The organism is Paenibacillus baimaensis (genome assembly GCF_025567575.1).
Map to the genome: position 1 here is coordinate 22289 of NZ_JAOQIO010000010.1, position 13481 is coordinate 35769.

Below are 13481 nucleotides of genomic sequence, written 5' to 3' on the forward strand. Positions count from 1 at the left end.
ATCAAAGAGCTGTATATGATCAAAAGTGATACGGAATAGACGGATGTGTATGAACCACAAAAGGCTTCGCTACCCCAACGGGATGGCGAAGCCTTTTGTTTAAGTACGCGCACGTTTGAAGCGCTGCTTTGTTCTCAATCAATCAATTAGCTTAGCCTTCCTCAACATTCGCTGAACGATGGCAGCCGTTTCCGCTCTTGTAATGTCACTCCCAGGCATCAATCCAGCATCGGTGCCGTTGACGATTCCATTCCTTACTGCCGAAGCAACAGCAGGCTTAGCCCATACGCTTACTGATTCGCTCCTCGAAAACATGGATAATGTCTCTACGATATCAGTCGTGCTCATAGCTGTTTCCAGTCCCGTCAGCTTCATCGCCCGCATGACAAGAGCCATCGCTTCCTCGCGTGTGATGGTGTTCGCAGGACGGAACGTTCCATCCTCATACCCATTGATTATACTGTATTCCTGTGCCATGGACACTGCGCCTGCATACCAGTCGCCGGATTGCACATCTGTAAATGCAGCAGTGCCTCCTGTGTCGGATAACCCCAATGCTCTGACAATAATCGCTGCGAACTCTGCTCGTGTCACTGCTTTATTCGGATCATATTGCGTTTCATTGGCCCCGTTCACGATAACCCGCGAAGCCAAATCATTCACCTCATTTTTTGACCAATGCTTATCCACATCCGCAAACGTCATTTGATTATGAATCAGAGCGTAAACACTATTCGTTAAACTATGGATTATCGCGAAGTGTTTCCCGTCTTTTGATCTCAAGTACGTAGGTACATGATGTAATGTTCCATCCTCATTCAATACAACAGCCGTTGTGACCTCATTCAGCTCTGTCCCGTCGGGCAGCGGGATTTCCCGTTTTATATACGAGAAGAACTTACTTACTTTCTCTGTATTTCCTTTGTATGTGGCAGTTATTTGGAAATCAACCGGCTGCCCCACAAAGGTATAATGACGATTACCAGCTCCATTTGCATTCCATTTGTCCCAGTTGAACGGTTTCTTCCCGATACTTACCTGCACGATAATATCTTTCAATGTATCTGTTCCAAATTGTGCAGCTAAACGGTCGATTCCTATTTCTGATGCAGGCAGACTGTAATTTCCATTAGGCGTGCGAACTTCCCATACGGCATGCTTACTTTCCATTGCTTTAACTATATCTCCGGGCAGAAGCACGGAAATGTTGTCCACCTTGGAGGAGATAAGCATACTGACAACCGATATAATTTCTGTTTTCTCTAAAAGATCCTTCATTTGGGCAGCATCTATCGTTATCGTCAAATTCTGGTCCCCGGTCATACTGGTACTCACGATCTGACTGTATGACTTGTCATCGATCATCAGCTGAATTTCGTTTTGCTCCTGTGGTTTCACTTGATTTGACTCAGCGCTTGATGAACCTGACTTAGGAAATAGTCTATCCACTGTCACTACATAGGTGTTCGTCACACCGTTCTGTGCTGTGACCACGATACCGATTATGTTTCTGCCCATATTCAAGGTTACCTGGTCGTCCATAATCTCTATACCATTCACTGTGATTTTTGCTGTTGCGTTTTTCTCATACACGGCTGCCGTCACAGTTACTGCAGCCACGCTGCTCGGTACAATAGTGGTGTATGAAAAGACTCCTGGCTCAAACGTTGGGCTTAGTGTAACGCCCGTTAAGTTCAAGCTTTTCAAACTCGTATCTCCACTAAGCGGCATGGCGATGACTTCATTGGAGTACAGACTGTTTCCTCCTGTGCTGTTTGCCATGACCGTGAAGTAATAGCTTGTGCCATTTGTCAGACCTGATGCCACATAACTGTATGTTGCACCGGTTACGGTTCCAATAGGAGCTGCGCCGTAGGAGCGGGAAGCAGTTCCTCCGTACACATTATAGGAAACAGATCCCTGCACACTTTTCCAGTTTAACGTTGCCATACCATCACTGGCCACCACTGCGAGTCCAACCGGAGCTTCCGGGGCTCTAATAATTGTGACTGAATAGGCTTTAGTCGTGCCATCCTGCGCCGTCACATCCACAATGATCGTATTGTTTCCCTCGTTCAGATTAACTGCTTCAGTCGCTTGACCGCTTGTAACCGCCACGTTATTCACTTTTATGACGGAATGGCTTTCGTACACCCATGCCGTCACTGTGACTGACCTGATGCCGTTAATAACATTTGCCGTATAGTTCATTTTATTGGCTGCAAAGATCGGACTTAGAAGCGTGTCCGAAACTATCAAGTTGCTCAAGTCTGCGCTACTGCTTGTCGTCCATTTTGCATGGAGCGTCGTATTTTCCGTGATTATCGCTGCAAAAGTGAAAGGTTTCGTCAAGCCTGCGTCCGTGTACCAGCCTTCAAACGTATGGCCCGATTTCGTCGGATCAGCAGGTGCCGCGGCTGTGCTATTGTAACTCACCGCCTGACCGCTAATAATCGTACCGCCGTTGCTGATGAATGTCACCGTGTAACTGTTCGTAGCCCACTTCGCATACAACGTTGTATCCGCTGTGATCGCCGTAGTGAATAGGAAAGGAGACGTCAGACCTGCGTTTGCATACCAGCCTGCGAACGTGTAACCTGCCTTCGTTGGGTCCGCTGGAGCTGTGGTCGTGCTGTTGTAGCTCACCGCCCGACTGCTCACTGCCGAACCTTCGTTGCTGTCGAACGTCACATCATAACTGTCCGTCGTCCAGTTCGCATACAGCACTGTATTCCCCGTAATCGCCGTCGTGAATGTGAATGCTGTCGTCAGCCCTGCATCCGTGTACCAGCCTTCAAATGTATGGCCCGCCTTTGTCGGATCAGCAGGTGCCGTAGTTGTGCTGTTGTAGCTCACCGCCAGACTGCCCACAGATGTACCGCCATTGCTGTTGAACGTTACCCCGTAACTGCCTGTAGCCCATTTCGCATACAACGTCGTATTCTCTGTAATCACCGTGGTAAAAGTGAATACGGTTGTCAAGCCTGCGTCTGTATACCAACCTCCGAACGTGTAGCCTGGCTTTTCTGGATCAGCAGGTGCCGTGACCGTACTGTTATAGCTAATCGCCAGACTGCTCACTTCCGTACCGCCGTTGCTGTCGAATGACACCGCATAGCTATCCGCCGTCCACTTCGCATACAGTGTCGTATTCCCTGCAATCACCGTATTGAATGAAAAGGCTGTCGTCAAGCCTGCGTCCGTGTACCAGCCAGCGAACGTGTTACCTGTCATTATCGGGTCGGCAGGTGCTGTGGCTGTGCTGTTGTAGCTCACCGCCAAGCTCCCCACGGACGAGCCTCCGTTACTGTTGAACGTCACTGCGTAACTGTTCGTCGCCCACCCCGCATACAGCGTCTTATCCTCTGTGATAGTCGTGGTGAATACGAAAGGCGTCGTCAAGAGTTCGTCCGCATACCAGCCTCCGAACGTGTAACCTGTTTTCACCGGATCGGCAGGTGCCGTGACCGTGCTGTTGTAGCTCACCTCTAGACTGTTCACTGCCGATCCCTCGTTGCTGTCGAACGTCACGGTGTAACTGTCCGTCGTCCAGTTTGCATACAGGACCACATTCCCTGTAATTGCCGTCGTAAATGTGAAAACTGTCGTTAAACCTGTGTCCGTATACCAGCCTTCAAACGTATGGCCAGCCTTCGTCGGATTGGCAGGAACCGCCGCCGTGCTGTTATAGCTCACCGTCAGACTGCCCACTGCGGTACCGTCGTTGCTGTCGAACGTCACGGTGTAGCTATCCGTTGTCCAATGCGCATACAGTACCATATCCCCTGTAATCGCCGTGGTGAATACGAAAGGCGTCATCAAGCCTGCATCCGTGTACCAGCCTTCAAACGTATGGCCCGCCTTCGTCGGACTAGGAGGTGCAGTAGTCGTGGTGTTGTAACTCACCGCCTGGCTGCTCACGGATGTACCGCCATTGCTGTCGAACGTCACGATGTAACTATCCATCGTCCATTTGGCATACAGCGTCATATCCCCTGTAATCGCCGTGGTGAATACGAAAGGCGTCGTCAAGCCAGCGTCCGTGTACCAGTCTTCAAACGTATGGTCCGCCTTCGCCGGATTGGCAGGTGCTGTGGCCGTGCCATTGTAGCTCACCGCCAGACTACCCACTGCCGTACCACCGTTGCTGTCGAACGTCACGGTGTAACTGGCCGTCGTCCAGTTCGCAAACAGAGCCATATCCCCTGTAATCGCTGTTGTAAATGCGAAAGCTGTCGTCAAGCCTGCATCCGTATACCAGCCTTCAAACGTATGGCCTGCCTTTGTCGGATTGGCAGGTGCTGTCGCTATGCTGTTGTAGCTCACCGCCAGGCTGCTCACGGACGAGCCGCCGTTACTGTTGAACGTCACTGCATAGCTATTCGTCGCCCACCCCGCATACAGCGTTGTATCCTCTGTGATCACCGCGGTGAATAGGAAAGGTGTAGTCAAGAGTTCGTCTGCATACCAGCCCCCGAACGTATAACCTGTCTTCACTGGATCAGCTGGTGCCGTGGCCGTGCTGTTGTAGCTCACCGGCAAATTGCTCACGGTCGTACCACCGTTACTGTTAAATATTACTGTAATACTATTCGCTGTCCACTTGGCATATAGTGTCCTGTTTCCAGTGATTGCCGTGGTGAAAACGAAAGGCGTTGTCAAGCCTACGTCAGAGTACCAGCCTCCGAACGTATAGCCCGTTTTTGTTGGATTGGCAGGCGCTGTTGCTGTGCTGTTTTGATTTATGGTCTGGCTGCTCACGGCCGTACCGCCATTGCTGCTGAACGTTACCGTGTAGTTCAACACCCATTTGGCGTACAACGTCGTATTCCCTGTGATCATCGTGGTGAATACGAAAGGCGTCGTCAACCCTGTGTCCGTGTACCAGCCTCCGAACGTATAGCCCGTTCTCGTCGGAGCCGTAGGCGTCGTGGCCGTGTTGTTGTAGCCTATCGTCTGACTGCTCACGGCCGTACCGCCGTTGCTGCTGAACGTTACCGTGTAATTGTTCAACGTCCACTTCGCATACAGTGTCGTATTCCCTGTAATCGCGGTGGTGAATGCAAAAGCTGTCGTCAACCCCGCATCCTTATACCAGCCCCCGAACGTGTAGCCCGTTTTTGTTGGAGCCGTAGGCGCTGTGGCCGTGTTGTTGTAGCCTATCGTCTGGCTGCTCACGGCCGTACCACCATTACTGTTGAAAGTTACCGTGTAATTATTCGGTGTCCACTTGGCATACAACGTCGTATTCCCTGTAATCGCGGTGGTGAATGCAAAAGCTGTCGTCAACCCCGTATCCTTGTACCACCCTCCGAACGAATAACCCGTCCTCGTCGGAGCCGTAGGCGTCGTGGCCATGCTGTTGTAGCCTACCGTTTGGCTGCTCACAGCCGTACCACTGTTGCTGTTGAACGTTACCGTGTAATTGTTTACCGTCCATTTCGCATACAGCGTCGTATTTCCTGTGATCGCCGTCGTGAATGTAAAAGCTGTCGTTAAGCCCGAGTCCTTGTACCACCCCCCGAACGTATAGCCTGTCCTCGTCGTAGGCGTAGGCGTAGTTGCCGTGTTGTTGTAGCCCACCGTCTGGCTGTTCACGGCCGTACCGCTGTTGCTGTTGAACGTCACCGTGTAATTATTCAACGTCCACTTGGCATACAGCGTTATATTCCCAGTGATCGCTGTGGTGAATGAGTAGGCTGTCGTCAAGCCCGAGTCCTTGTACCACCCCCCGAACGTATAGCCCGTTCTCGTGGGAGCTGTAGGCGTCGTGGCCGTGTTGTTGTAGCCTATCGTCTGGCTGCCCACAGCCGTACCGCCGTTGCTGTTGAACGTTACCGTGTAATTGTTCAACGTCCACTTGGCATACAACGTCGTATTCCCTGTAATCGCCGTGGTAAATGCGTAGGCTGTCGTCAAGCCCACATCCTTGTACCACCCCCCGAACGTGTAGCCCGTCCTCGTCGGAGCCGTAGGCGTCGTGGCCTTGCTGTTGTAGCTCACCGTCTGGCTGACCACCGCCGTACCGCCGTTGCTGTTGAACGTTACCGTGTAATTGTTCAACGTCCACTTGGCATACAGCGTCGTATTTCCTGTGATCGCCGTGTTGAATGCGTAGGCTGTCGTCAAGCCCGCATCCGTGTACCACCCTCCGAATGTGTAGCCCGTCCTCGTCGGATCTGCAGGTTTATTCGGAATGCCATCGTAGCCTACCGACTGGCTGCTCACGGCCGTACCACCATTGCTGTTGAACGCTACTGTGTAATTTATGAGTGTCCACTTGGCATACAGCGTCGTATTCACTGTAATCGCTGTGCCAAATGAGAAGGCTTTCGTCAAGCCTTCGTCCGTGTACCAGCCTCCGAATGTGTAGCCCGTCCTCGACGGATTCGCGGGTGCTGTTGCTTTCTCGTTAAAAGCCACATTCTGGCTGCTAACCGCCGAACCGCCATTACTGTTAAAGTCAACTGAGAATTTACCCTTTTGAACATTGGCAATACTGATATTGTCCAGCTTAAATCTGGATGGGTCCGAATTATCCGAAAATATCCATAATATTGTAATACGTCGTACATCATTTTTCTGAAAAAGTTTATTTGAATTGAATAACGACGAAAGTTTAACTGTACCTGTCCCAATATTTGACCAGTTACCCCCAGAACCATAATTATTCATAAAAGTCATGTTGCCCTTTGAATCGTAAAAAGTGATATGAAATAAATTAAAACTCAGACCCTTGCTTACCGTAGTGCTGAAGCCTAAATCCTGAAATGTAAAGCTTCCGAGCGTGGAAGTCCCTTCTGCAGTGAGTTCCATATACCCGGGATTATTTCCATCCACTTGCGTTTGCGGCCATAAACTCGTTCCGCTTTTCACAAGATCTTTGCTCACAAGAAACTTGTCGCCTGACTTCTTGTAGGTACCGTCATATGCCGCCAAGGTACCACCGAAATCATAAGTACCATCTGTTACCCCCGTAGCTACCGCTTCAGCTGTGCCTGAAGCAACGGGAAAATACACCAAAACTGCCAATAGAAGCAGACAAATGAATCTCATCGTTGTTCGTATTTTGAACTTCACAGAAGCGCTCCTTCTATTTCCCATTCTTCCCCACCCTCGATCCATTGTTGAATCTCTTCATTATGACAAAGCTGCTTTTCCCATCCATGAGCCTACACAAAGAAGTGCCGTCAAACGAGTATAACGATTTTTTTCATAGCGTTCTTTCCTCCCAAGCTGTTCGGTTTCGATGATAGACATTGTAACAGAACACAATGAAAGGATTCTGAAAGAACATTACCGGTGTCTCGCTAAGGCGGTGCTTTTATAAAGGAGTAGTCTATAACGAAGAAAAAAAGCCCGATCCAACGTCCCAGTTAACAGGACGGATTTGGATCGGGCTTTTTTTATAAGAATGGATCAGGAGCTTTTCTTACTTTACTCGTTTCATCGGATGAGGCAGGTCCATATGACCCATTAGCGATTCAACTGGTTTGCCGTCCACCAGGATATCGATGGAATCGACTTCGGGGAATTGAAATAAAGTTTTTTGGATAGCTTGCAGCAGCATAGCCTCTCCGGGAGCGCCGAGACGCCCTTCTCCGGAAACCGTGATGTCCAGCGTCAGCTTTTTATCTTTTAATACAGCAGATTTAAAGCCAAGTGCATCAGCCAAAGGGACCAGCTTACTGTCAGCAGGAGCTTTTTTCAACGTCCATAATGCCGTTGTATATTTTTCCTTTTCCTCCGGATAGTTGATGGTAACATCTTTCTCCACCAGCTTGGTCGCCTGCTCGTCACCATAATAAGCTTTGATATGGGCTTGGATGGGCTGTTTGCTCTCGACCGGCGTAGGTGTAGGAGTCACCTCCGGCTTCGGAGTGGGGGGTACTACACTGCTGCTTACCGGATTCTGTCCACTTGAGCCTTGAGAGGTCATCCCACTACTCGCAGGCTTTTGTCCGCAGCCGGATAAGGCCATGGCAATTGCTCCTGTTAGTACGAATCCGATGATTGTATGTTTGTTCATCAAGACCACCACCTTTTTCTACACGTACGATTCTGACTTACTTGATGTTAAGCTGTTCCTTGATACCTGCAACAATCGACGCAGCAACCTTATTCTGAAAATCTTCGTTAAACATCAGTGCGGTATCCGTTGGATTGGACAAATAACCAACCTCCAGCAGTACAGCCGGCATATTAGTTACTTTAACCACACGGAAGGGCTCTTGACGCACACCGCGATCAGCAAGTCCCGTTGCCGCTGCTAAATGCTTGTGCATAATTTTAGCGAATTCGGTACTATCGGATTTGTAATAATACGTTTCAGTTCCTGTAGATGTTGCCAAATAGCTGTTCCCGTGAATGGAAACAAAAACATGGGCATTCAAGTCATTCGCAAACTTGGCGCGATCATCCAATGGGATAAAGGTATCATCGTTACGCGTCATATAGGGTTGAATATTAGCTTCCTGCTGGAGCAGCTTGTACACCTTCAACCCCATAGAAAGATTAAAGGTTTTTTCATTGCTGCCATTGGCGGCTTTTGCGCCTGGATCTTGGTCTCCATGACCAGGGTCAATGACAACTCGATATTTGGCTGGTTTCTGGATGGTGCCGACTAAAGAGGCCGTACCCATTCCGGAAACCCAGTTCAAATCCATCGAGTCCTTCATATCCAATACGATCCGAACTGTAGAGGGACTGGTCGCATATAGGGAGTAGCGCACATTGCTCACATACACATTTGCGGACACAGTTGTACCGCTTTTGTTAGCTTCATCTTTATAGAGGGTCGGATCGAGCGTCGCATTGGGAATATCCAGAACAATCCGTTCAGGATTTTTCAAAGTAAACAGCGTGGGCTTTAATTCCCCCGTGTCCGCCTTGATCAGCAATTGGGAAGCCGTCATATCGATCTTCTTGATTGTGGCCAAGGAAGAGTTGCCATTGGCAACCGAAACGGGCTTATCCGTAGCAGGCTTGTCCGTCACATCAACAGGTTGGCCCGGTGTACCTGGCGTTGGCGTAGTCTGAGCGACTTTTTCGTTCAAGTAGACAGCTCTCTTAACGTCGTTCCAGCTCACGTCGATGCCCATGTTCTCGGCAATGAATCGAACGGGCAGCAGGGTATTTCCTTCAATCAGCAGGGGGGCTGAATCCAGCTTGAATTTATCCCCGTTAACGGTAGCCGTGAGCTGATTAATGACCATTTCGATTTTTTGCGTATTTTTGGTTATCGTTACTTTTTGAGCTTCCTGATTCCAGGTTACCTTGGAGCCCAGCTCCTCAGCAATAATCCGGACAGGTACCATGGTGACATCTTTAATAATGCGGGGTGCCACTTCGGGCTTCAGTTCTTTTCCATTAAAAAATAAAGGGACGCCAGCGGCGGAATTTACAGGAGCAGGAGCGGCAGATGCCATAGCAGGAAGCATAAATGCGATAAGCAGCAATAAAAGGGTATACATCCACTTCAATTTCATCATTCACCTCTAAAAAACCTTTCATAGTTGGTTGTGACACTATACCATCATCAGATACGGACAATTCGACAGTTACGAGCATTTCCTTCATTCAAGGGTTCAAGTGTGTGTTGAAACGTTTATTTGCCGGCATGACCTCCTATTCGACAGCAAGCGTTATATCATTAGACTCCATTTATTGAGAAACGTTGCATTTTTTTTGAAAGAAATTCCGATATGAAGTCGAAAAGAGAGGCTGTAAGGGGATAAAGCCGCTTGGTTGCGCCGATTTCAACGAATTCAATATATAAAGCTTATCACTCATTTTACTTGTGTTTCTTTTCGTTCTATACTATCGATGTTGACGATAGGAGCGTTATGCCGTAATCAGTTTGTGAGGAGGAAGCACATTGAGCATTCAATTGAAGACAGAGGTTTGTCAGTTGTTTAATATCCGTTACCCGATCTTTCTGGCAGGTATGGCAGGAGGTCCATCAACGGTTAAATTGGTGGCCGCCGTGTCAAACGCAGGTGGACTGGGGACGCTGGGAGCGGCTTACATGGAGCCGAAGGCGATTCGCGAAGCGATACGAGAAATTCGCCAGCTAACGGATGCACCTTTTGCCGTAAACCTGTTTGCGATACAAGTGCCGGATAACAACACCCGAATTGGGGAAGTTCAAGGAGAGCTCAACCGACTGCGCAATGTGCTTGGAGTTACTCATGCAACACAAGAACCCGTAAGCACACCAGATTACTTTCAGGAGCAGCTTTCCGTTGTGTTGGAGGAAAAGGTTCCAGTCATCAGCACAGCGTTCGGTGTACTTTCAGAACCGTTCGTTCAGCAAGCGAAGTCTGCTGGTATACGAATTGTCACGATGGTCACGACAGTGCGTGAAGCTATACTGGCTGAGCAGGCCGGCTGCGATTGTATTGTCGCTCAAGGCAGTGAAGCGGGGGGGCATCGGGGAACGTTCGATGTGAAGGAGCATCCCATAGGTGCCAATATCGGTACGTTTGCTTTAACACCGCAAATAGTTGATCACGTTAAGATTCCAGTTATTGCTGCTGGAGGTATTATGGATGGACGAGGGCTCGTCGCCGCGCTTGCTCTTGGTGCTCAGGGTGTGCAGATGGGTACGCGTTTTCTAACGGCTGTAGAATCTGGAGCACATGATACCTACAAGCAAGCTCTATTGGCATGCACCGAAGAAAGTACCGTGATCACCAAGGCCTTCTCGGGCCGTCCGGCAAGGGGAATCCGTAATCTGTTTATTAGACAATGGGATGCGAGCGGCATCGAGCCCCTTCCTTTTCCAACGCAAAATACGGTGACCCGGGATATCAGGAATGCCGCTGCCAAGCACAACAATGCTGACTATATGTCCTTGTGGGCAGGACAAGGTACAAGGCTGCTGACTTCCGGACAACGGGCTGAGGATATTGTCGCCGAAACGGTCCAACAAGCCATGTCCATCTTGTCTTAAGTGTAGTTCTGTAATCAAAATGAAATCTAATTTTCATCTTGGATTAAGGATTCCCGCTTATACTACATGTATCCCCCCTTATTAATATATATAATGAAGACCCACATCCCGTTGATGTGGGTCTCTTTTTGGGATGGAATCTCTTCTTTACTTTAAAGCTATACAGTGTTCCTCGATGATCCCAACAATTTCTTTGAAGGAATAGATATGCTTAACCATATCTACGGTGAAATCTTCGGCTGCTTTATGATCCATAGAAAAGCGGCAGCCATTGTAATGCAGGAAAATAACAAAAGCCGTAAAGGCTGTCCGTTTGTTAGCTTTTTGGAATGGGTGATTTTGACCCAGAGACTCGAATAATGCCGCAGCTTTCTCATACAGAGTCTGATAAACATCATCGCCAAAAGCTGATGCTTACGGTCGTTCTCCATCACTTTGATGTACAGCAATGCGTACTGTAGCCCCTGCTTCAAGTCCGAGCTGTTGTAAAGCATCCGTCATGATAATAACCAGGCTGTTATCGAACTTCGTAACCTTCTTTTCTATTTCATTTAACTTACTCATGTAAAATTACTCCTTGTTATACTATTTGACTGATGTAATGATTGTACAGTAAGGTGCTCTAATTATGTATAGGTGAAACAGGTGCTAAACATCATTATGAATAAAGGTGGTGGATTGTTAATGAGGCAAATCAGGGGAGTTATTCTGGAAGGGTATTCCCATGCAGGAAAAACCTCCACATTAAAAGCGCTCAAGCTGCTTCAAGCACAGGAAGAACAGACTGAACGGAGTGTGGTAATTCTCGGTGAGCATTATTCCCAGATATTAAACCGAGTCCATGGTGAGTTGGTTGCTTTACATAGAGAAGAGCATTTGGAGCTTTTACATAAACGTGTTGCTATGCTTCAGGAGTTGAATCAGTGGGCAGATGCATTAGGGCAGGCATCGCGGCAAAGCAGAGGTATCTTTTACGTGCTGGAGCGTTTCCATCTGAATCATCGAGCGGCTTTTGCTGACCAAGACTCAACTCAGGTGACAGAATTGGAACGCACCTTGGTGGACTTAGGAGCAATAACGATCCTGTTAACCATATCGCCAGAAGCGGTAGAAGAGAGGATACAAAGCCGAAGCCCTGCCCAATGGCTGGATAAATCGAAGTCGTATATTGCAGCACAGTGCGATGAGTTGCTTAAAGTCCAAGATATGCTTCGTGAACAATCCAAGAAGTCGCTGATTCCTACAATTGAAATAAATACAGATAGTAAAGATTGGTCTTTATTCGCCAAGCAAATATTGAAACAGCTCGATTGATGGGATACGTCTGGATCCAATTTTAGAGATAAAGGATTAATGAACATATGGAAAATAACATGATAACCGTTCAAGCGTTGAAATATGGTGACCGTCTTCATTACGAGTGGAGCACTACACTTCTTGAGCAGACAGATACACATATTTTCGTGTTGGGTGAGCAGGGTCGCAAGCTAAAACACTACACAAAAGATCAGATATTTACCGTTGAGAATTGGACCATCGAATTCTTTTCATTTGATTCCTGGTTCACCGTCAGTGCGGATGTTGTGGGTGGGGAAATCAACCAGTATTATTGCAATATTAATCAGCCAGCGAAAATCCAGGATAATGTGGTCTCGTTCGTTGATTTGGATCTTGATCTGGTCTACCGAAATGATCGATGGATGGTTGTTGATGAAGACGAATTTGCCAGCAACGCGATAAAATTTGGATATCCAAGTGAACTGATCCAAAGGGCAAGAACAGAGCTGGAAGGGCTGCAGGAAAGAATCAGTAAGAAACTGTTTCCGTTCGATGGAGCCCTAGAGCAATTTATTGGGATAATTCCATGTTGAAATAAAAACTCGTAAACATAAAAATGCAATAAATGGCAGCGGTATTGTAAATAGCGAACGTTCAAAGGCGTCTATACTAAATGCAAACAAATAGATTCTAGTCCTTTATGGATAGTGTCTATGGTTTATTCTAAAGTTGTCCAACAATCTTTAGAAGGAATACTTATAGTTAACCATCCAAACTTGATGAAATGACTCACGCTTTTCATAGGTATGTTATAGAGCAAACGAGGCATTTACCGTGCCAGGTTGGATTTACTTTTCATATACTTTTAATAATTTGAAAAAAAACCAAACGGGGAGGAGGATTATGATGGACGATCAGACAGGTCAACCGGGTCTAACAGGTCAAACAGGTCTGACTGGACAAACAGGGCAAACTGGTCAAACGGGTCTGACAGGAAAAACAGGCCAAACGGGTAAGACAGGGCTAACAGGCAAGACAGGTAAGACGGGCAAGAGAGGCAAGAGAGGAAAAAGAGGCAAAACAGGCAAAACAGGCAAAACAGGTAAGACTGGTCCAAGGGGAGAGACAGGAGCAACCGGATCGACAGGAGCAACCGGATCGACAGGTGCGACCGGAGAGACAGGACCGACGGGTGAGTACGGAGAGACAGGCCCGACCGGAGCGACGGGTGAGTACGGAGAGACAGGGC

General features: G+C 48.1%; 8 protein-coding genes and 1 pseudogene. 4 read left to right on the forward strand and 5 right to left on the reverse strand.

The annotated features are described in order from the left end of the window. Nucleotides 1-138: 138 nt before the first annotated feature. From OB236_RS05440 to OB236_RS05450, 3 genes are all read right to left on the reverse strand, one after another. On the reverse strand, nt 139-7080 hold the full coding sequence (locus OB236_RS05440; RefSeq protein ID WP_262683110.1) for an InlB B-repeat-containing protein: 6942 nt from the start codon (nt 7078-7080) through the stop codon (nt 139-141). A 352-nt stretch (nt 7081-7432) separates the two neighbouring features. After that, a complete protein-coding gene (locus OB236_RS05445) occupies nt 7433-8029 on the reverse strand; it encodes a GerMN domain-containing protein (RefSeq protein WP_262683111.1) in 597 nt (198 codons plus the stop codon). A gap of 37 nt (nt 8030-8066) precedes the next feature. Continuing rightward, nucleotides 8067-9488 carry an N-acetylmuramoyl-L-alanine amidase family protein gene (locus tag OB236_RS05450; protein WP_262683112.1) on the reverse strand — a complete coding sequence of 474 codons (1422 nt, stop codon included), beginning with the start codon at nt 9486-9488 and terminating at the stop codon, nt 8067-8069. A gap of 389 nt (nt 9489-9877) precedes the next feature. On the opposite strand from OB236_RS05450, the gene OB236_RS05455 reads away from it, so the two are divergent. Beyond that, nucleotides 9878-10954: an NAD(P)H-dependent flavin oxidoreductase gene (locus OB236_RS05455; protein WP_262683113.1), complete on the forward strand. Its 1077-nt coding sequence runs from the start codon at nt 9878-9880 to the stop codon at nt 10952-10954. Nucleotides 10955-11101: 147 nt separating this feature from the next. Here the strand turns inward: OB236_RS05455 and OB236_RS05460 are convergent, their stop codons facing one another. Beyond that, on the reverse strand, nt 11102-11335 hold the full coding sequence (locus OB236_RS05460) for a type II toxin-antitoxin system death-on-curing family toxin (protein ID WP_317259318.1): 234 nt from the start codon (nt 11333-11335) through the stop codon (nt 11102-11104). A gap of 33 nt (nt 11336-11368) precedes the next feature. Then, nucleotides 11369-11518 carry a hypothetical protein gene (locus tag OB236_RS39760; RefSeq protein WP_317259317.1) on the reverse strand — a complete coding sequence of 50 codons (150 nt, stop codon included), beginning with the start codon at nt 11516-11518 and terminating at the stop codon, nt 11369-11371. A 96-nt stretch (nt 11519-11614) separates the two neighbouring features. On the opposite strand from OB236_RS39760, the gene OB236_RS05465 reads away from it, so the two are divergent. From OB236_RS05465 to OB236_RS05475, 3 genes and pseudogenes are all read left to right on the forward strand, one after another. Beyond that, entirely contained in the window at nt 11615-12268 is a 654-nt protein-coding gene (locus tag OB236_RS05465; RefSeq protein WP_262683114.1) for a hypothetical protein, read from the forward strand. A 47-nt stretch (nt 12269-12315) separates the two neighbouring features. Then, nucleotides 12316-12825 (forward strand): DUF402 domain-containing protein, encoded by a 510-nt coding sequence (locus OB236_RS05470; protein ID WP_262683115.1) that lies wholly within the window; start codon nt 12316-12318, stop codon nt 12823-12825. A 310-nt stretch (nt 12826-13135) separates the two neighbouring features. Then, a pseudogene (locus tag OB236_RS05475) lies at nt 13136-13481 on the forward strand (collagen-like protein); the annotation flags it as partial.